Origin of the sequence: Hymenobacter sp. HSC-4F20 (genome assembly GCF_019599275.1) — a bacterium.
Classification (GTDB): Bacteria; Bacteroidota; Bacteroidia; order Cytophagales; family Hymenobacteraceae; genus Hymenobacter.
The window spans coordinates 322,176-342,740 of the sequence record NZ_JAHZTD010000004.1 but is presented as its reverse complement, the minus strand read 5'-3'; the positions used below and the strand labels follow the sequence as shown (position 1 = coordinate 342,740).

Annotated in this window: 14 protein-coding genes; 6 read left to right on the top strand and 8 right to left on the bottom strand. The window is 60.5% G+C overall.

The window, feature by feature from the left end:
* Positions 1-258: 258 nt before the first annotated feature.
* A complete protein-coding gene (locus K3G63_RS20150) occupies positions 259-1,125 on the top strand; it encodes a carboxypeptidase-like regulatory domain-containing protein (RefSeq protein WP_220615932.1) in 867 nt (288 codons plus the stop codon).
* A 181-nt stretch (positions 1,126-1,306) separates the two neighbouring features.
* Here K3G63_RS20150 and K3G63_RS20145 read toward each other — a convergent pair whose 3' ends face one another.
* The 4 genes from K3G63_RS20145 to K3G63_RS20130 all read right to left on the bottom strand — a co-directional run bounded on the left by K3G63_RS20145 (position 1,307) and on the right by K3G63_RS20130 (position 8,978).
* Positions 1,307-1,957: an OmpA family protein gene (locus K3G63_RS20145; RefSeq protein WP_220615931.1), complete on the bottom strand. Its 651-nt coding sequence runs from the start codon at positions 1,955-1,957 to the stop codon at positions 1,307-1,309.
* Positions 1,958-2,031: 74 nt separating this feature from the next.
* Positions 2,032-3,417 carry a S9 family peptidase gene (locus K3G63_RS20140; RefSeq protein WP_220615930.1) on the bottom strand — a complete coding sequence of 462 codons (1,386 nt, stop codon included), beginning with the start codon at positions 3,415-3,417 and terminating at the stop codon, positions 2,032-2,034.
* 31 nt (positions 3,418-3,448) lie between these two features.
* Entirely contained in the window at positions 3,449-6,253 is a 2,805-nt protein-coding gene (locus K3G63_RS20135) for a TonB-dependent receptor (protein WP_220615929.1), read from the bottom strand.
* Positions 6,254-6,467: 214 nt separating this feature from the next.
* Positions 6,468-8,978 (bottom strand): bifunctional UDP-N-acetylmuramoyl-tripeptide:D-alanyl-D-alanine ligase/alanine racemase, encoded by a 2,511-nt coding sequence (locus tag K3G63_RS20130; protein ID WP_220615928.1) that lies wholly within the window; start codon positions 8,976-8,978, stop codon positions 6,468-6,470.
* 288 nt (positions 8,979-9,266) lie between these two features.
* Here K3G63_RS20130 and K3G63_RS20125 point away from each other — a divergent pair, with 288 nt between their 5' ends.
* The 3 genes from K3G63_RS20125 to K3G63_RS20115 all read left to right on the top strand — a co-directional run bounded on the left by K3G63_RS20125 (position 9,267) and on the right by K3G63_RS20115 (position 13,991).
* On the top strand, positions 9,267-10,172 hold the full coding sequence (locus K3G63_RS20125) for an EamA family transporter (RefSeq protein WP_220615927.1): 906 nt from the start codon (positions 9,267-9,269) through the stop codon (positions 10,170-10,172).
* Between the two features lie 74 nt (positions 10,173-10,246).
* Positions 10,247-12,817 carry a YfhO family protein gene (locus tag K3G63_RS20120; protein WP_220615926.1) on the top strand — a complete coding sequence of 857 codons (2,571 nt, stop codon included), beginning with the start codon at positions 10,247-10,249 and terminating at the stop codon, positions 12,815-12,817.
* Positions 12,818-13,070: 253 nt separating this feature from the next.
* Complete coding sequence (locus tag K3G63_RS20115) at positions 13,071-13,991, top strand: 1-aminocyclopropane-1-carboxylate deaminase/D-cysteine desulfhydrase (RefSeq protein ID WP_220615925.1); 921 nt, start codon at positions 13,071-13,073, stop codon at positions 13,989-13,991.
* Here the strand turns inward: K3G63_RS20115 and K3G63_RS20110 are convergent.
* Positions 13,982-15,187 carry a hypothetical protein gene (locus K3G63_RS20110; protein ID WP_220615924.1) on the bottom strand — a complete coding sequence of 402 codons (1,206 nt, stop codon included), beginning with the start codon at positions 15,185-15,187 and terminating at the stop codon, positions 13,982-13,984. The genes K3G63_RS20115 and K3G63_RS20110 overlap by 10 nt on opposite strands.
* Positions 15,188-15,297: 110 nt before the next feature.
* Here K3G63_RS20110 and K3G63_RS20105 point away from each other — a divergent pair, with 110 nt between their 5' ends.
* Positions 15,298-15,927, top strand: a complete 630-nt coding sequence (locus tag K3G63_RS20105; protein ID WP_220615923.1) for a DUF4230 domain-containing protein — start codon at positions 15,298-15,300, stop codon at positions 15,925-15,927.
* Between the two features lie 108 nt (positions 15,928-16,035).
* Here the strand turns inward: K3G63_RS20105 and K3G63_RS20100 are convergent, their stop codons facing one another.
* Positions 16,036-16,539: a regulatory protein RecX gene (locus K3G63_RS20100; protein ID WP_220615922.1), complete on the bottom strand. Its 504-nt coding sequence runs from the start codon at positions 16,537-16,539 to the stop codon at positions 16,036-16,038.
* Between the two features lie 229 nt (positions 16,540-16,768).
* On the opposite strand from K3G63_RS20100, the gene K3G63_RS20095 reads away from it, so the two are divergent.
* A complete protein-coding gene (locus tag K3G63_RS20095; protein ID WP_220615921.1) occupies positions 16,769-19,423 on the top strand; it encodes a DUF5686 and carboxypeptidase regulatory-like domain-containing protein in 2,655 nt (884 codons plus the stop codon).
* Between the two features lie 77 nt (positions 19,424-19,500).
* On the opposite strand, the gene K3G63_RS20090 is transcribed toward K3G63_RS20095, so the two are convergent.
* Together K3G63_RS20090 and K3G63_RS20085 are read right to left on the bottom strand one after the other, a co-directional pair.
* On the bottom strand, positions 19,501-19,782 hold the full coding sequence (locus K3G63_RS20090; RefSeq protein ID WP_220615920.1) for a DUF4834 family protein: 282 nt from the start codon (positions 19,780-19,782) through the stop codon (positions 19,501-19,503).
* A complete protein-coding gene (locus tag K3G63_RS20085; RefSeq protein WP_220615919.1) occupies positions 19,782-20,558 on the bottom strand; it encodes an FkbM family methyltransferase in 777 nt (258 codons plus the stop codon). The genes K3G63_RS20090 and K3G63_RS20085 overlap by 1 nt, the downstream gene beginning before the upstream one ends.
* Positions 20,559-20,565: the final 7 nt, after the last annotated feature.

The following is a 20,565-nucleotide window of genomic DNA, read 5'->3' as shown; positions in this document are numbered from 1 at the left end:
GGATTTATTTAGATTTACTTCAAACAAAGGTACCACCCTTTTAGGTTTCGGCCAAAACCAGCTTTTTCAGATAGTTCGTCCTTTCGGCTTCGCTCACAGCTTCCTAACCTGCTGATTTGTAATTATTCCGAAGACAAATTGCATTTGTATAAATATTCTCAGAACACTTGCATTAAGTGCTCGAATTCATTGTAATTTTGGCATATCACATATTGTCTGTATATGCTCCAACGCGTACTTTCTCTTCTCTTTTTTGCTTTGCTCCTTCCGGCACTGAGTTTCGCTCAGGAGAACAAGATTTCGGGCCGCGTAGTCGATGAAAAGACCAAGGAGCCCATTCCATTCGCCTCTATCGGGCTGAAGGAAGAACAAACCGGGGCTCTGACCAACGAGTACGGCTACTTCCAGATTCCCATGCCGGAGAAAAACCCGCAGGACTCGCTGGTAGTAGTCGCCCTGGGCTACTTCCACAAGGCGGTGCTCATTAAGCCGGGCATCAAGATTCAGGACATGATCATCGAGGTTCCCAAGCGCGCCATTGAGCTGAAGGAAGTAAAGGTGGTGAGTAGCGCCAAAATCAAAAACCTGGACCTGGGTTCGAAGTCGAACACGCCGGGCGAGGGCATGATTCAGGGCATGCCTGGCAGCCAGTACGCCTTCTTCGTGAAGAATGACAAGGGCAAGAAGCTGGGCAACGTGCGCTCGGTTTCCTTCTACATTGGAGAAAACGGCTTCCCACGGGAACCGTTCCGGGTGCGCCTCTACAAAGCCGATGGCAACTACAACTCGCCCAATACCGACTTGCTGACCGAGAATATCGTGGTTTCGGCCCCCAAAGGCGGCGAGTGGTACACCATTGACCTGACCCAGTATAACATTGAAGCGCCAACGGAAGGCTTCTTTGTGGCCATGGAGTGGATTGTAAGCGGCGACAAGTTCTACACTACCAACTTTATGGACAACTACACGCCTTACGGTCAGATTCTACGTCCGACTTTCGAATTCAAAGAAAGCCGCACCTGGAACTACACCATCGGCCGGGGCTGGAGCCTGATTACTTTGGCTAACAACGGTATGCGCTACAACGCCATGATTCGCGCCGAGGTAGACCAGATCAAAGACTAATTACGGGTTTTCTCGGAGTTGACGGAGTGGTCGGATTTTGTAGCCGATTTCTCACTTCTCCAACAAAAAAGGCTTGCCAGATGGCAAGCCTTTTTGCTTTGATTTCTTCAGATGTTCCGGGACCAACCAGAATCGGCTACAAGATCCGACTGGTTAGTCTTCTCGGAGAAAATCTGTTAGATTATTTACGCACGGCAATTTCAACCCGGCGGTTTTCCTGGCGGCCAGCGGCCGTGGCGTTGGAGGCTACCGGAGCAGCTTCGCCCATAGGCTCCAGGCTTAGCTTATCGGCGGCTACTTGGCCGTTTTTCACCAGCCAGTCTTTCACGGCGGCGGCCCGCTTGGCGCTTAGCTCACGGTTGTAGTTTTTGTCGCCGCGTGAGTCAGCAAAGCCCATTACCTGCACTTCCTTGCCGCGGTAGCGACGAGCAATAGAGGCGCTGATTTCTGACAGGGCTCGGGTAGCTGAGGGCTTAATTTCGGCTTTATCGGTGTCAAACAGTACTTTCTCTTCGAGGCTGTACACGTTATATTGGTCGTCGCCGCGGACGCTAACTTCGGGCAGGTCGATTTCCTCGAGCTTCACATCGGCCAGCTTGGCTTTGGTCATATCCCAGGCATTGCTTACGGCGTTGCCGGCTTTGTCGGCGACATTACCGGCAGCATCGGCTGCATTTTCAGCTGCGGCACCTGCCGTTTGCCCGTCGCGGTAAACTACGGCCGTATCGGCGGTAGCTTCCTGGGGCTGGTCTTTTTCTTCGGGCTTCTTTAGGTCAGAGCAGGAGGCCAGCAGGGTTGCGGCTGCCAGCACAGAAAACAGGTGTTTTTTCATGGAAAGTCGGAAATAAGTGGGAGAGATGTAGGGATACGTAGATTAGCTCAACATGGTGGCGCTCCAAGAAAATTTTAGGGTTTCTTCAACTGGCCTACTATCCACTGGCGGATAATCTCCTCGGCTTCTGGCGAGAAACTCTCGCGCTGCACCCCATTAACAATGGGCCAGGTAGCAGGGTCACCCTGGAATAGGTGATTGACGCCCGGAAGCTTGCGTGTCGTTACGGCGTTGTTCGCCTTCAGGGCTTTATTGAGGGCAGTAAGGTTGGTTTCGGGGGTTACGTTAAGGTCGGCAGTGCCATTGAGCAGCAGTACAGGGCACTTTACTCCGGATAAGCCCGAGAGGGGATTGAAAGCCAAGTAGCTGCGGTAACGGCGGGTAGTTAGCTCCACGGCGCCCGCCCGGGCCGTTACCGAGTCGACGGAGGGGTTGGTTTGCCGGATCATATTGGCTACGATGGCGCGGGACTGGGCGACATCAGCAGTATTCTGAATGATTTCCATCATAGACTGCTGCCGTTTTACGGCGGCCTCTACCTGAGCTTCATCAGCTCCCAATGATTTGAGCGTATTCGCCTGCTGCTCCACGGCAAGCGCGTCCCCGCGCTGCCCGTGGGCCGCCAGCGCCACCACAAAGTTGGGCGGCAGGGGCTGGGTGGCCGTCAGCAGGGCCACATTGCCCCCCAGGCCGTGGCCAATTACGCCGAGCTGACTCATGTTTACCTCCGGCCGGGTGCGCAGGTAAGTCAGCGCGGCCTGCACGTCCATGATGGTTTCATCTACGGTAGCCAGCGTCCCGCCCGTCTGCCCAGCCCCGCGGCTGTCGAAGCGCAGCACGGCAATGCCCCGCCGCGTCAGGTAGTCGCCCAGAATGCCTAGCAGCCGGTAGTCGCCCACGGTGCCGTCCCGGTCGTAGCCGGCGTCATCAGCTACCAGCACCACGGCCGGGAACGGCCCCTCGCCGGCGGGCACTGTCAGCTGGCCCCCGAAGCGTAAGTTGGCCGCCGAGTTGATGTACTGCACGTCTTCTTCGCGGTAGGGCGGGGTCAGGCGGGCCTTGGGTGCGGTGCTGATGGGTGGGGGCGCGTACTGCAGGGTCATGGGCACGGAGTAGCCGGGCTGCTTCCAAGTGCCTTGCACCTCCTTGCCGCTCGCCATCAGTTGGCCGGTAAAGCGGCTTCCTACGTCCTCGGCTTCAAACACAACCGTGTCGCCGTGGGTAGTGACCGTAACGGGCAGGCGGCTGATTTTTTGCAGGGGCACGTCCAGAGTAGCGAAGTAGGAGCCGTTGGTGAGGCTGACCAACCGGAACACAACCTCCAACTGCCCTCCCGGCACCTTCAACGGTCCTTTCCAGAAACCTTCCAGGCTAGCAGCGTTGGCGGCATGCCCGCTGGCAACCGCGCAACAGAATAACAGGGCCAGCAGCAGGCGCCCCAAACGAAGTGGATAGTTCATAATGGCTAGAGCAGCTCGTTGGGGATGACGGCTAGAGGCCCAGGGTATAGGCGGCCTTCAGGTAGAAATAGCGCCCGGTAAGCGGCATCTGCTGCGACTGGTAAGGCAGAATATCGAAGTCGTAGGGCACGTTGATAGGGCGGCCGTAGGTTTGCTGGAAGTACTGCGCGTACTGATCCAAGGAAGCAAATCCATCGGGGGCGCGGCCCTGACGGGCGGCCTTACTCGTGTTGTCGGGGTACACGTTGAACACGTTGTTGACCCCGGTTGTCAACTGCAGACCTTTGGTAGGGCGGAAAGCCACCGTCAGGTCGGTAGTGAGCTTGGGATGAAAATCCATAAACACGCTACCCTCATCCAGCCCGTCGAAGTTGAAGTCGTAGGTCTGTACCCGACCGAAGTAGAAGTTGCGCATAAGGGCGCTGAACCTGCCAATGTCGTAACCCGTGCTCAGAATCAGCTTGCTGGCGGGGTTGCCCGTAGTAACCAGGGAAAGCTGGCGCTGGTCGATGTAGTCGTTGCCAGGCTTGTCATCGGTCTGCAGGCTCTGAAACTGAGCCGGCACGTGCAGGGCGCGGATGGTGGTTTTGTTGAAGTTGGCGGCCAAGCTCAGATTCAGCGTACCACGGCCAACGGCATTTCGGTAGGTAGCCACTACGTCGAGGCCGCGGGTGCGGGTATCGGCGGCGTTGGTAAAGAACTGCGCGTTATCGGCATTGGCGGCAGTCAGGGCCTGATTGAGCGCAGCCCGTCCGCCGGTAGTGTCCTGCCCAAACTGCCCGGAAAGCAGAATCCGGTCGTCGATGTCAATCTGGTAGGCATCCAAGGTCAGCGTCAGAGACGAAGTAGGCGTCAGAATCAGGCCGGCGCTGATGTTGCGGGAGCGTTCCGGCTGCAGCTGGCCTATGCCCGCGGCGGCGGCTACCTCGCTCTGGTTGTTGAAGATGCCGCTGTACTTGGGCCCCGAGGAAGTGGGCAGCAGCGTCAGCTGCCGGTACAATACCTGCTGCAGAGCCGGCGCCCGGAAGCCCGAGTTAAAGGCCGTGCGCAGGGCCACAGACTTCGCCAGCTGCAGGCGCGAGGCTACCTTGTATGTAAAAGCCGAGCCAAAGGAGTTATAATTTTCGAAGCGCAGCGCGGCCTCTGCCATCCACTTTTTGGTAATGTCGGCTTCCACGTCGGCGAAGGCGCCCACGTTGCGGCGGGTGCCGCTAATAGTTGTGGATGGGTCAAAGCCAATAAAGCCTTGGGAGCCCGCTGAGGCGTCGGCCTTACCGCGCCCGTAGTCGAAGTACGAAGCCTCTTCGCCTGCCAGAATCGAGTACTGGTCGTGGCGCAGCTCGGCCCCGAAGGCAACGTTGGTACCTGCCAGCGCCTTGGAGAATAGGCGGCTAAAGGTGGCGTTGGTTACGTTTTGAGTAAAGCGCAGGCCTCCGGCCTCAAACGTGGTGGGCGAAGCGGCACCCAGCGTGCTGTTGAGCGTGTTGCTCAAGTCGTAGCGCATCTGGTTGCGGCCTACTACGTGGCTTACGTCCAGGGCCCACTGGCCCAGGGTGAAGGCCAGCCCACCCACGGCCGAGGCATCGTGAATGCGGGTGTTGATGTGGGGCTGGTAGCCGAGGGGGAAGATGTTGTCTACAATATCGGCAGCGGCGGAAGCGGGCAGTACCCAGGGCGCTACCGCCTCGCCGCGGCGGAAGTTGTAGCCCCCGAAGGAGTACAAGCGGATTTTCTCGGTGAGCGGCACGGCCAGGTTATAGAGGCCGCGCAGGTTGCGCATTTTGGCGTCGCCGTTCTGCTGCTCGAAATCAGCGTAGCTTTTGCCCGACGCGGCCATCATCTGGCGCTCTTCTTCGGCATCGTACGAAAACACGGGCCAAGAGGCAATATCGCGCTGGGGGCGGCGGGTAGTGGCCCCGCGGTAGTCAGCATCAGCCGTCAGGTTCAGAAAGCCCTTCTTGCCCAGCTTCAGGCCCCGGTTCAGGCTCAGCAGCCCCGTCAGGCCGTCGCCGGCGCTGGTGATGCCGGTGCTCAGCAGGGCGTTGCCGCCGTGGTTCTCCGACTTGAGGTTGATATTGATTACCCCGGCAATGGCGTCGGAACCGTACTGGGCGGCGGCCCCATCGCGCAGCACTTCCACCCGCTCAATAGCATTGGTCGACAGGGTGTTCAGGTCGTAGCCCACACTACCCACACCCCGGCTCCCGAGCAGGTTAATCAGGCTGGTGGTATGGCGGCGCTTGCCGTTGACTAGCACCAGCGTCTGGTCCGGGGCCAGGCCGCGCAGGCTGATGGGGTCGACGTGGTCGGCGCCGTCGGCTGAGGTTTGACGGGTGGCGTTAAAGGAGGGCACCACGTGGGTGAGCACCTGCGTAAGGTCAGTCTGCGGCACGAGGGGTAGCAGGTCGCGCACGTCAATCACGTCCACCGGCACAGTCGACTCCAGCAGCGTACGGTCAGCCCGGCGCGTACCCACGGCTACGGTAGCGGTAGGCATTACGGTAACAAAGCGGCTTGGCTTGTCAGCTACCAGAAATACGTTGGTGAGCAGTTGGGTCCGGTAGCCCGACTGAGCAATCTGAATGGTGTAGGGTCCGCCTACCAGCATGGCCGGGATGCTGAATGCCCCTTGCGCGTCGGTGGTGGTAGTGCGGCGGATACCCGTCGGCAGGTGGATAGCGACTACCGTGGTGTTTGGCAGCACCTCGTTTTTATCGGAGGTAACGGCGCCGCTGATTTCAGCGGTGGGTCCCGCTACCTGAGCCTGGGCGGGCGTCCAGCTCAGCCATACTAACCAACTCGTAAGAAGAAGTAATCGGGTAAAAAATGCGTGCATAGAAAAACTGTATAGAATGAAAAAGTCCTGTAATCCGAAAATGGTACACAGAGTTTCAAATCTAGACAGAATCTGCTTATATCGTATATTAATAAGTTACATTTGTATTATATAAATTCAAAATCCACAAATAGCACAACAGATTCCAGCAATTAGATGATATATCATGCTCCTTGCTTCTATAAATCCAATTTGTTTTCTCACTGTTTTCGAGCTATTCGGCAATAAATATCCGTTTTACCCGCTCACTCACATTAGTTAACAGCTCATACGGGATAGTGCCGATGCGGCCGGCCAGCTCCGTAAGGGGTAGTTCTTCGCCAAATACTACTGCTGAGTCGCCAGCCTGGGCCTGCGGAATGCCCGTTACGTCCACCATGCACATGTCCATGCAGACATTGCCCACCAGCGGGGCCCGTTGCCCCCGGATGACTACTTCCCCTACCCCATTGCCAAAGCGACGGTCGTAGCCATCGGCGTAGCCGATGGCCAGCGTAGCAATGCGCCGCTCGTAGTCGGCGGCCTGGCCGCGGCGGCCGTAGCCCACGGTGGCGCCGGCAGGCAGCGTCTTGATTTGGGAAATAGTGGTGCGCAGGCTGCTCACGGGCCGCAGCGCGTCGGGCTGCTGCCCGCTGGCTTCTACCCCGTAGAGCCCGATGCCGAGGCGCACCATGCTGTGCTGGGCTTCCGGAAAGCGCACAATCCCCGCCGAATTGAGGGCGTGCAGCAGAATGGGGTAACCCAGGGCAGCTTCCAGCCGGGGTGCCATGCGCTGGAAAGCGGCTAGTTGCTGACGCGAAAAATCGTTGTGCTGGGCTTCGTCGGCGCCAGCCAGGTGGGTGAGGGCACTAGCTACGCGCACGTGCGCAGCATGTTCGCGCAGCACCTGACACAGCTGCGGCAAGTCTTCTTCGGCGAAGCCCAGCCGGCGCATACCCGTATCGAGTTTGAGGTGAATGGCGGGCAAGGCTTGCTCCTGGGCCGCCCGGAGGTAGTCGTGGAGACGCTCGAAAGAGTAGATTTCAGGCTCTAAGTGATATTGGCGCAGCTTCTGAAAGGCATCGGGCGAGGGGTTCATCACCATGATAGGCAGACTGATACCGTGCTGGCGCAGCTCCACGCCTTCGTCGGCATAGGCCACGGCCACGTAATCGACGCGGTGAAACTCCAGCAGATTGGCCACTTCATAAGAGCCGCTACCGTAGGCGAAGGCCTTGACCATTACCATCAGCTTCACGCCCGGCTGCAGGCGCCGCCGGTAGAAGTTGAGGTTGTGCACCAAAGCATCGAGGTTGACTTCCAGCACCGTACCGTGAATCTTCTGCTGAAACGCGGCCACAATCCGCTCGAAGCCGTAGCGGCGGGCCCCCTTTACCAGAATGGTTTCGCGCCGGAACTGGTCGGGCTGGAAAGCGTCCAGAAACGTCTGGGTATCGGGGTAAAACTCGGTAGCCAAGCCCTGGAAGGCGGCACCGTGCTGGCTAATGTCGGGCCCGATGCCGATGAGCCGGTCGACGCCGTGAGCTGGCAGCAGGGCCGCAGCCCGGGCGTATAGCTCGGCCCCACCCAACCCCGATTCCAGCACATCAGAGAGGATGAGGGTCCGGCGGCCGCGGCGGGGCTGGCGCGTGAGGGCATCGAGGGCGAGGCGCAGGCCGGCCAGGTCGTTGTTATAGGTGTCGTCGAGGACGTAGCAGTCGTTGAGGGCCTGCTTCATTTCCAGGCGCATGGCCACGGGCTGGAGCCGGTCGAGGCGGCGCTGAATTTCGGCGGGCGGCACCTGGCGCCATAGCAGCACTGCCAGGCCGTGCAGAGCGTTTTCTACCGAAGGCTCATCAGCAAAAGGCAGCGTGAAGGTATACTCCTGGGGGCGGGGCCGGGCGCGTTCTACCCGCACCACAGTCCGGTCGGCGGAGGCTTCGTGGATAGCCACGAACAAATCGGCCTCCTGGGCGTCGAAGCGGGCTCGCTGCCGGGTCCAGGCGCTGAGAATAGTGCGCGCGGGCCGTAGCTGCTGGCGGGCCGCCGCGTGCACCAGGGCGTGGTCGGCGCAATAGAACAGCGTGTCTACGTCCTCGAACAGGTGCATTTTCTCGGTTACTTTCTCAGCGGCCGACGCGAAACCCGCGTCGTGGGCCGTGCCCAGATTGGTGAAAATACCCAGGGTTGGCTGGATGATGCGGGTGAGGCGCTCCATTTCGCCAGGCTCCGAAATACCAGCCTCGAAAATGCCCAACGTGTGCGTTTCGTTTAGCTCCCACACGCTTAGGGGCACGCCCACCTGGGAATTGTAGGAGCGCGGACTCTTGCAAATTAGCTCGTCGGGGCTCAGCAGCTGCGCCAGCCACTCCTTCACGATGGTTTTGCCGTTGGAGCCCGTAATGCCGAATACCGGCAACTGAAAGCGCCGACGGTGGTCGGCCGCCACCGCTTGCAGCGCCGCCAGCGTGTCGGGCACCAGCAGAAACCCAGCGTCGGGGTAGGCCCCTACCCCACCCGGAACCGCCGCCTCCGCCACCACAAACAGCCGCACGCCAGCCTGGTACAACTCCGGCAGGTAGCGATGACCGTCGTGCTGAGGACCGCGCAGGGCAAAAAACACGCTGCCCGCCGGCATGGTTACCTGGCGGCTGTCGAGTAGCAGACGGTGTACCGGCGCGGGCGCGGAAGAAAGCTGAAGCAGGGTGCCGCCGGTAAGGGCGGGCAAGTCGGAAAACTGAAGCATAGCGGCGTAAAGGTAGAACGGGGCCCGCTTACAATACCGCCCATAGCGTCCGCAGCTACTAAGAGGTGTTACCGCTTAAAAGGCGTTCAGGCGGAGGCTATCCGTAAGCCGGAGCTGTATACGTGCCTTAACAAGGCAGCCCTACATTTGTCTGGCCCCGCTGCGCCAAAACGGCCGGGCTCCCTACCTATTCAGATCTACCAACAATCTGAAGCCTACCGGCTCTGGGATGGGGTGAAAGCAAGTTGGGCAGTATCTTTGCCAGGCAGTACCCTTACTTTTTTGTTGTTGAAACTTTCGCGTCATCACCTGGCCGCTTTGGCGGCCTTTCTCATTTGGGGCTTTTTCCCGATTCCGCTGCGCTGGCTGGCGGGCTACGCCAGCGGACAGATTCTCTTCTTCCGCATCCTGATTTCTCTCTTGATTCTGCTGCTTCTACACAGCCTGGGGCGGCGGGCGGCCGTGCGCGGCGTGTGGGCGCAGTGGCAAACCGCCGCCCCCGCCGAGCGGCGCCGGGTGGCCCTGAGTACTGGCCTGGGCGGACTGCTGCTGACTTCCAACTGGCTGCTCTTTATTTATGTAGTAAACCAGGTGAGTGTGCAGGCTGGCTCGTTTGCCTACCTCATCTGCCCCATCCTGACGGCCTTGCTGGGCTTCGTGGTGCTGGGCGAAAAGCTCCGGCCCAACCAGTGGGCCGCCATTGGCCTGAGCGCCCTAAGCTGCGCCTTGCTGGGGGTAGGTGAAATCCGGATGCTGCTGATGAGCCTGGTGGTAGCCTCTACTTACGCAGCCTACCTTATCAGCCAGCGCAGCCTGCAGGGCTACGACCGGCTGGTGCTCCTGACGGTGCAGCTGCTGCTGGCGGCTGCGCTGGTGCTGCCGGTAGCTCCGCTACTGGGTGCCGAGCCGCTGGTCGGCCTGCAGGATGGGCGGCTGCTGCTGGTGACCGGCCTGCTAAGCCTGGGCTTTACCGTGGTGCCGCTGTTCCTGAATCTGTACGCCCTAAACGTGCTACCCTCCGGGGCCGTGGGCATCATGATGTACCTGAACCCGCTGGTGAGTTTTGCGCTGGCCTTTCTGTATTTCGGCGAGCAGGCCACTACTACGCAGGTGGTGGCTTACGGCGTAATTTTACTGTCGGTGGTGCTGTATAATCTTGCCTTCCAGCCTCGCTCCGCGTCAACAAACCCCTAAAAACGGGTACCTTCGGGCTGCCAGGCCGGGCCGTGGGGCGCCGGTGGGCCGTTTTCCGATTTGTAGTAAGCCGAATGACCACTCCTTTCCGTCCGGCCACCGTGCCGCTCTGGCGGCGGGTGCTGCCGCACCTGCTGGCCGTCCTGTTCTTCCTGGTGCTGGCCGCCGTGTACTTCTCCCCCATCCTCTTCGATGGCAAAACCCTGGCCCAGCACGACATCGTGCAGTTTAACGGTGGAGCCCACGAGGCGGCCCAGTTCCGGGAGCAAACCGGCCAGGAGGCGCTCTGGACCAACTCCATGTTCTCGGGGATGCCGACCTACCTCATCAGCACCCGCTTCCCCGGCGACCTGAGCGTGTACCTGCACCAGCTGTTTACGCTGGGGTTGCCGGCCGTGGTAGCCAACCTGTTTCTGGCCCTGGTATGCGGCTACGCCCTGTGCGTGGCCCTGGGCCTCTCGCCGCTGGTGAGCGTGGTAGGAGCCGTGGCCCTGGGCTTCACCAGCTACAACCTGATTATTCTGGCCGCCGGCCACAACACCAAAAGCCTGGCCCTGGCCTACGCCCCGCTGGTGCTGGCGGGTTTGCTGGTAGCCTTCCGGCGTAACAAGTGGCTGGGTACGGCCCTCTTTGCCCTGGGTTTGGCCATGAACGTGCGCTCCAACCACCTTCAGATTACCTACTACCTGCTGCTGCTGGTACTGGTGTTTGGGGTAGTAGAGCTGATTTTCGCGGCCCGCGAGAAGCGTTTGCCCGACTTTTTCAGCCGTACGGCGCTGCTGGCGGTAGCCGCCTTGCTGGCCGTGGGCGTCAGCTTCGGCCGCCTCTACACCACCCTGGAGTACAGCAAGTACAGCATCCGAGGCAAGTCGGAGCTGAAGACGCCGGCCCCCACCGCGCCCGGCCAGGCCGCTACCCCCGCCGATGATGCGGAAGGCTCCGGCCTGGGCAAGGAGTACGCGTTCAGCTACAGCTACGGCATTGGCGAAACGGCAACCCTGCTCATCCCTAACTTCTACGGCGGCGCTTCGCAGATGAAGCTCAGCGACAACTCGGAAACCGGCAAAGCCCTGGCCGCGGCCGGCGTGCCGCCCGTGCAGCTCGCCGACTACCTGGCCCAGATGCCCACCTACTGGGGCGACCAGCCCATTACCAGCGGCCCGGTGTACGTGGGCGCGGTGGTGTTCTTCCTGTTTGTGCTGGGCCTGATGGTGGCCGACCGCCGTACGCGCATCTGGCTGCTGACCGGCACCTTGCTGTCGGTGCTGCTGGCCTGGGGCAAGAACTTCGAGACGTTCAACTACCTCATGTTCGACTACTTCCCGGGCTACAATAAGTTCCGGGCCGTGAGCATGGCCTTGGTTATCGCTCAGCTGGCCATGCCCCTGCTGGCCGTGCTGGCCTTGGCCCGGGTGCTGCGCGGACGCCCAGTAGCCGCAACGGCTACCCCTAGCACCCACCCGAGCCTGGCAGCCCTGGCCGGCAAGCCCGTCGATGACGCCGATACGGCCGCTTTGAAAAAGCATGTGCTGCGGGCGTTGGCTATTACCGCCGGGCTGTGCGCCCTGGCTTTCCTGGTGGGGCTGGTGTCGGATTTTGCCGCTCCCATTGATGCGCAGTTGCAACAGCAGGGCTTCCCGCTGGATGCGCTGCGCGCTGACCGGGCCTCGTTGCTCCGCACCGACGTGTTCCGCTCCCTGTTCTTCGTGGCGGCGGCCGGCGGAGCGTTGTGGTTTTTCCTGCAGCGCAAGCTCTCGGCCGGCCTCACGGCTACCCTGGTGGGCTTACTGACGCTTATTGACCTCTGGGGCGTGGACAAGCGCTACCTCAACGACGGCAACTTTCAGCAGGAAACCATTGCCGAGCAGTTCGTGCCCAGCCCCGCCGACCAGCAGATTCTGCAGGACAAAGACCTGAGCTACCGGGTGCTCAACGTACAGAACCCCTTCAACGAGGCCCAGACCTCCTATTTCCACAAGAGCATAGGGGGCTACCACGGAGCCAAGCTGCGCCGCTACCAGGATTTGATTGAGCGGCAGATTTCGCAGAATAACACTCAGGTGCTCAATATGCTGAACACGCGCTACGTGATTGTGCCGGGTCAGCAGGGCCAGCCCCAGCAGGTGCAGCGCAACCCCGGCGCCCTGGGCAACGCCTGGTTTGTAAGCCAGGTGCAGAAGGTGCAGAACCCCGACCAGGAAATCAGCGCCCTTACTACGCTTAATGCCGCTACCACGGCCGTAGTGGATGCCTCGAAATTCCCGCAGGTGAAGGCCTCCTACCCCACCGCCGGCTCCAGCATCGGCCTGACCAAGTATTCGCCCAATGAGCTGACCTACCGCGCCAACGCCGCCCAGGAGGGCCTGGTGGTCTTCTCAGAAATCTACTACCAAGATGGCTGGAACGCCTACCTCGACGGCAAGCTAGTGCCCCACCTCCGGGCCAACTACGTGCTGCGGGCCCTGCCCGTGCCGGCTGGCGCGCACACCATCGAGTTCAAGTTCGAGCCCACGGAGTACGCCCTGGGCAACACTGTTTCCCTGGTATCTTCCGTCTTGCTGATTGCTGCGCTGCTGGGCGCCCTGTTCTACGCCCTGAAACAGCGCCCCGAGCCCCATACTATCCAGGAGACCATGCTGGCGTAAGTGGTGAGCCGGTGAATGAGTAAATGAGTAGTGAAGTAGGCGGTCAGGGCGGGGAGACCCGACGACGCATCCTTCCTCTCTCAGTGATAAGCCTACTACTATGACAAGCCCTTGACGCCACCATACGTTAAGGGCTTGTTACATTTCGGAGGGGTAGCACGGTGGCCAGGACAGCTGCCGTTGTCGTGCCTCCTCGCCCTGACCGCCTACTTCACCACTCATTTACTCATTCACCGACTCACCACTTACGCCTATGCTGCTTCAGCCCCTTGATGAGCCTGTTGCTGACCGGGCCGGCGTACGGCTGCTGCTGCTTCGCGACGACCTGAACCACCCGGAGCTGCCGGGCAACAAGTGGCGCAAGCTCAAGTATAATCTGCAGGAGGCCGAGCGGCTGGGCTACCGGGCGCTACTTACGTTTGGCGGGGCCTACTCCAACCACCTGGCGGCCGTGGCCGCCGCCGGCCGCCTGACCGGGTTGTCCACCGTGGGGGTAGTGCGCGGCGACGAGCTGCAAGGCCAGCCGCTCAATCCTACCCTCACTCAGGCCCGCGCCAACGGAATGGTGCTGCACTTTCTTGACCGCCCCACCTACCGCCGCAAGCACGAGCCGACCGTAGTGGATGCGTTGCTGCAGCAGCTGGGCCCGGCCTACGTGCTGCCTGAAGGCGGCTCCAATGCTTTGGCTCTGCCGGGCTGCGCTGAGTTAGTTCCGGAACTGCTGGCCCTCACCGATTTTGATACGCTTTGCGTGGCCTGCGGCACCGGCGGCACCTTGGCCGGGCTACTAGTGGGGCTGGATGGGCAGCGGGAGGCGCTGGGCTTTGCCGCCCTCAAGGGCGCCGATTTCCTGCGGGCCGACATCAACGCCCTAACCCGGCAAGCCACCGGCCGCCAGTACCAGAACTGGTCCCTGCAAACGGGTTACCACGGGGGCGGCTACGCCCGCCTGAGCCCGGAATTGCAAAAGTTCTGCTGGGAGTTTCAGGGCCGACACGGAGTGTTACTGGACCCCATTTATACCAGCAAGATGATGGTGGGCATCCTGGATTTGCTGGCGCGGGGCTACTTCGCGCGGGGTAGTACGGTGGTAGCCATTCACACAGGCGGCTTGCAAGCCTGGGCTGGGTTTGGCAGGAGCGAGGCGTCGCTCCTTAACCTGCCTCAGGTCTGAGGTTTGCTTGCTTGGTCGCCCAGCCACCGCTGCACCCGGTGCCAGCCCGGCATAGCCCCCAGCGCAGCTAGTACGAACACATACGGTAGAATAGGGCCCGAAAAGCGCACGTCGTAGTCCTCAACGGTAAGCGCGACGATGCCAGCCTGCAGCACAATAACGGCTCCCAGAAACACCCGCATGGGGCGGGCAACCCACCGGGCCGCCAACCCACGCACGGCTAGCCAGTATACCAGCGGCAGCACAATCAGCTGCCAGAGGATATGCAGGGCCGAGAAGTACGGCTTAGGAAATCCCATAAAGAACGTCAGCTTCCAGATGGCTAGCTGACCGAAGTAGCGCGGGTTGTGCAAGATAAAGTATGCCAGCCGCCCCACCGGCGAAGCCTCCTCCGGCGGTAAGTCCAGGGGGGCCGCCGGGTGCACCAGCAATCCATCGTACATGAACATAACCATGCCTTCCTGATAGGTTTTGATCAGCCGAAACGTGAGCAGCAGCTGGTTGAGCGCTATCCAGGCCAGGGGCAGCAGAAGCAGCGCTCCAACCGCTACCAGCCACTGTACCCGCCGCGAGGCCCGCTGCCGGAGCGCCACCGTCCCGGCCAGAGCGGCCCCGGCCAGGGCCACAAAGCCGTTGGGCCGGATGCTCACCGTAGCCAGCAGGACCAGCAGAGCCAGGGTCCAGCTTCCGGCCGTACGGGCCCGTCCTACGGCCCAGAACGAGAGCAGCAGCAGGCTGGTAAATAATGATTCCGTGAGCAGAAAGGCATTGAACCGCTGAATCTCGGCCCACCCGATATACAGCAGCGTGGCCAGAAACGCCGGCTCCCAGGCACCCTGAGCCAGGCGACGCACGGCCCGGTAGAGGGCCACCGTGGCCAGCCCCGCCACGGCATACTGCCCCAGCGCCATGGCCGTGCGCCCCAGCCCGAGCTTGAGGAAGGCGCTCAGATACAGCGGGTAGCCCAGGTAGCGGGTGTAGTGTACCTTCACAAAGTTTCCCTGCTCAGCAATCTGGCGCGCGTAGTCGAGGTAGTGCACACTGTCGCCGTAGGTACGAGGGCTGCGGTTCAGATGCCAGCTCACGGCCTGCGCCAGCAGCCAGGCCACCGCCAGCAGGCTGCCGTGGTAGCGGGGCAGCCGCCGGGCCCAAGCCACCCCGCCCGACCGAATAAAACCAAGCACCGTAGCCGCCATTCAACCAGTTCAGTAAGCTTCAAAGCTAGCGAGGGAAGCGGAATTGCACGGCCTACCCCGGCCATCCTGTTTGCGCGCCGCGTATACCCGTTTTCTACTGTTCTGTTTCTATGCCCCGTTTACTACGTCGCTTGCTCCCCCTTGCTTTTCTGCTGGGCCTGGGGTGGTTTCTCTGGACGAAAGTTCGCCCCGCGCTAAGTGGGTTCGAGAATCCCCTGGCTCCTACCCCTCAGATTACTGTCACGCACAATACCGTGCTGGAAAAGGTGGAGGGCCTGGGCCGCATGGAGCTGGTTCGCTACCAATTCAAAGACGTAGTAGAGTACAAGAAGAGCACGTACCGCTTTCTGCCCGACGCTAAAGTGGCCCTAATTGTGGCCGGTAATGCCATAGGCTGCCTCGATTTGCGCAAAGTCCGCCCCCAGGACGTGGTGCTGGAAGGCGACTCGGTGGTGCGCCTGGCCCTGCCGGCTCCGGAGCTGTGCACTTGGCAGGTCGACCACAGTAAAAGCAAGGTGTACAGCGTAGAAAACGGCTTTTTTCAGGACGCTGAATTGGTAGATGCAGGCTATAAGTATGCCGAGGCCAATGTGCGCACGGCCGCCCTGCAATCGGGGATTCTGGCCCAAACCGAGCAAAACGCCGAGCAAATCCTGCGGCCCCTGCTCGAGACCATGACCGGCCGCCGCGTCATCCTGACCCGCCGCCTGGAGAATCCGCTCCTGCCCGCCCGGCGGTAACGCTGTAAGCCTGGGTGCCTCCAAGCTCAATCCCTGTCTGCCAGAATCCTGTCACTCGGTGCGAAAGGAATAACGGGGTTCTATGAGCCGGAGCGGGGCTTCGCCGGGCTAGTCCTCATCCTCAGGCTCTTTTTCCTTGCCGAAGTCGTCGAGGGCCATTTTGATCAAATCCGACTCGTAGCCCTTGGCCGTGAGAAAAAGCTGGATTTTCTGACGGCGCAGGCGAGGATTACGCTCCTTTTCCTGCCGGTCCTTTTTCTCCAGCACGTCCAGCAGGTTCTGGTAGTACTCGTCGCCGTCAATTTCCTTCATGCCGGCCTTGATACAGTAATCCGACAGGCCTTTCTGCTTCAGTTCCTGCTGAATACGGCGTCGGCCCCACTTTTTCTGGCGCACATGGCCGCGTACAAAGCTTTTGGCGTAGCGCTCCTCATCCAAAAAATTCTCCCGGCTCAGCCGGATCATGATTTCGCCGGCTTCCTCTTCGGTCAGGCCGTAGTCGCGAAGCTTGCTCTCGGTTTCCTTGAACGTGCGCTCCTGGTAGGTACAGAAGGCGGCAATTTTCTGCAGGGCCTCGGCTGGGGTGTAAAACTTCTTTTTGGGCTGATTCATGCGGGGAGAGAAAGCGCCGGAGGGCGCAAGAACAGGGCTAGTAATTACGGTAACAGCTCGGCGCCAGGCTTGATTCCGCTCGGCGCGGGTAAATACAGCCGGGCTGCAAGCTACGGCCCCCGCCGAGATTCTCGTCGGCTTGCCCCAAGCAGGATGGGGTAGTAAAGCAGCAAATTTTAACTGCCAGCCAACCATTCCCGTGGCTATTTCCTCTATCTTGATACCACCTGTGACTACTGCCCTGATGCCCCGCACTTTCCTGCTATTACTTCTCCTGCTGAGTACCGTATTGCCGGCCGCCGCGGGCATTGTCCGGGGCCGTATCACCGATGTGAAAGGCGAGGGCCTGGCCTTTGCCAACGTGGCCGTGCGCACGACAACCACCAGCACTGCCTCCAACGAGCAGGGCAACTACCAGCTGCGCCTGCCGGCGGGCCGCTACGAGCTAGTATTTCAGTACGTAGGCTTCAAGCCCCACCTGGAAACCGTGCGCGTAGCCGGCGGCGACACGGCCACGGTGCTCAACATTTCTCTAACTCCGGAAAGCTATCAGCTGCGGGAGGTAATTGTGCGCTCTACCGACAAGGACCCTGCTTATACCATTGTACAGCAGGCCATGCAGTGGCGGCGCTACCACCAACGTGAGGTAGCCGCCTTCAAGGCCCGAACCTACATTAAAACGCTGGGCCGCTTTACCGATGTGCCGGGCAAGATTCTGGGCTTGGTGAAGGTAGGGCCCGACATCAAGCCGGGCATTTTTTACTTGTCGGAAACGGTGTCGGAAATGAGCTTCCGCCAGCCCAACGTGGTGCAGGAGCGCATGATTTCCTCCCGCGTGAGCGGCGACACCAAGGGCATCAGCTTCAACCGGGCCAGCGCGGGCCGGGGCCTGAACTTCTACCAGAATGTGCTGAAAAGTGGCTTTTCGGAACGAGGTTTCGTGTCGCCCATTGCCGCCAATGCACCCTTGTTCTACCGCTACGAGCTGGAAGGCAGCACCCGCCAGGGCGCGCTGCTTATCCACAAAATCAGGGTAACGCCGCGCCGCCGCACCGACCCCGTGTTTGCCGGTCACATCTACATCGTGGACGGCACCTGGCGCCTGCACTCCGTGAGCCTGGACCTAAGCAAGGATGCTCAGCTCGACTACGTGGAAAATCTGCACATTGAGCAGATTTTTGCGCCGGCTCCTGGCCCTTCGGACGTGTGGGTAATGCAGTCGCAGAAAGTGACGATGGGCTTTACCGCGTTTGGATTTAAGGGCAACGGCTACATCACGGCCATCCTCTCCAACTACCAGGTGACGCCTACCTTCCCCAACCGCCCTGCTCCCACTACCCCCGCTCCCGCCGCCACTCCGGAGGCCCCGGAAGATGCCCCCGTTACCCGCGAAACGGTAGCGCAGGTGAAAAAGCAAAAGCCCAGGCTTGAGGGCCTGACCCGTACCGCACGTCGCCAAAGCCGTCAGGCCGCCACCCGCGACACCAGCGGGTTAGGGCTGGGCCAGCTCAAGCGCGGGGAGGTGATGCTAGTGGAAAAGGGCGTCAACGAGCGGGACACCAGCTACTGGGCTACCATCCGGCCCGTGCCTCTAACGGAGGAGGAGCAGAAAGATTACCAGGTAAAAGACAGCACCGAGGTCATCCGCAACTCCCGCCCCTACCAGGACTCCCTGGACCGCAAGCGCAACGAGCTTAGCGTCAGCAAGCTGCTGCTGACGGGCTACGTATACAGCAACAGCTTCCGCAAGCGCCAGTGGTATGTAGCGCCAGTGTTTAACATTGTGAATTATAACACGGTGGAGGGATTGGTCGTCAACCCGCAGGCCACTTATACCCAGCGTACGGATGACCGGCGCACCTGGTCCGTGACGCCGGCTCTGCGCTACGGCTTTAGCAACGAACTGCTTAGCCCGAGCGTGGCAGCTTCCTGGCAGCTAGACGCCGTAAAACTCTCGCGGCTGAGCATCCTGGCCGGACGCACGGTGGAAAACTTCGACCCTACTAGCCAGCTCACGCCGTTTATCAATACGTACTACACCCTGCTGGAAAACCGTAACTACGCCAAGCTTTACCGCCGCGAAGGAGTGCAGCTCGGTTACCAGTGGGAGCCCCTCAACGGCCTGACGGTGCAGACTACGGCCAGCTACTTCAGTCGGCACGAGTTGCAGAATACTACTTTTAAGCTACTGCGCGACCGGGAAAACCGGGCTTTCACGCCGAATGAGCCCATCAATGCCGAGCGCCCCGACGGCACCCGCTTCGGCCGCAACCAGGCCCTGACCACGGAGGTAGTTGCCTCGTGGCGGCCGGGACAGCGCTACATCACCCGCCCCGATGGCAAGTTCAACCTGGGCTCCAAGTACCCTTTATTGTCCTTAACCTGGCGACAGGGTTTTGGCGGGGTGCTGGGCTCCGATGTGCGCTATACCTTACTGGAAGCGGGCGTGCGGCATTCCGTGAGCCTGGGGCTGCTGGGTACCAGCACCTACCGGGTGGCGGCGGGTATTTTCCCGGGGTCAGGCACGCAGCTATCCTTCATGGATTTCCGACATTTTAGCGGCAACCGCACCTATCTTACGGAGGACTTCAGCAAGTTCCAACTCTTGGATTACTACCGCTTTAGCACAGCCGATAAGTTTCTGGAAGCTCACTACAACCACCATTTCAACGGCTTCCTGCTAAACAAAGTCCCGCTGCTACGGCGCCTGCACTGGCAGGAAGTAGCCTCGCTGAATTATCTGACGACCCCTACGGCCAACCACTACGTAGAGGTAGGCGTGGGCGTAGAGCACGTATTCAAAATCCTGCGGGCCGACTTCTACACCAGTCTGCAATCCGGGCAGCGGGCCGGCACCGGCGTACGGGTAGGCATCGGATTCTAAGGAAAGAGGTAAGAGTAATACGCGAGGGTGCCCTTGTGAGAAATTTACCTCACAAGGGCACCCTCGCGTATGGCAGCTTATTTTACTTCCTCGAAGTCGACGTACTCGCCGCCTTTAAACTCCTGGGGCGGCCGGGGCTTGGTGCGGGGCGGCACGTAATCGACGTGTACTTCCCCGGGCGCGGCCCCGGAACCGCGCGGGCCGGGGCGGGGTGCTTCAAACGGCGAACCGCCAAATTGCTGCCCAAACCGCTGGGCTTGCTTTTTAACCAGGTTGCCAACTACCAGGCGCAGGATCAGGGGCATCACGAAGCGCATGAGCAGCCAGAGCAGCAGCAGAACGAGCAGGAATTTTATCATCAGGAAAGCACCGGGCTAGGAGCTGCGGAATCGGGTTTAAAGTAAAAATCAGCCGTGACAGCGCTGCTCAACTGTGCTTCGGAACACGGCACCAGTTCAAAACGCTCGGATAATACAAATGGTTTATAGCCCAGCCCAGCCAGCAGCGCCGCCACGGCCCGGCGGTTTTCCAGCCCGTTCAGTTCGGTCTGGATCAGGGGCTGAAACCGGCGCAGCGTGGCTTGCATGTGGCGGAACACTTCGTACTCGAAGCCTTCCACGTCGCACTTCACAAAGTCAAGGCGAGGCAGGTCCAGAAACAGTTCGTCGGGCACGCGCATGGGTACCTCGTAGGTGCGGGCGTAGTGCTCCTGGGTGTTGCTGGCTGCTACTTTGGTCATGCCGTGGTGTAGCAGCCCGTCGCGCTCCGGGGTGCCCATCTGCACCGTGGTGTTTTCTCCACCAAGCGCGTAGGGCAGCAGCGTCAGGTTCTGGTGGCCGCTTAGGCGCACGTTATCCTGCCAGATAGCCTGAAAATCGGGGATAGGCTCCACGGCCAATACGCGCCCCTGCGGTCCTACGAGGCGCGAGAGGGCTACGGAGTAGTAGCCCAGGTTGGCGCCAATATCCAGGCACACAAACCCGGGCTTAACGAGCTGCTCCAGGAAAAAGAGTTCCGGGTACTTCTGCCGGCCCCAGCCCGCTTCTACCAGTCGCAGGTACACCCGGCTTACCAGCCGAATGTAGCGCTCAAAACCCAGCGTGCGGACCAGCAGCTTGCGCAGTTGTTTCATCATAGCGGCG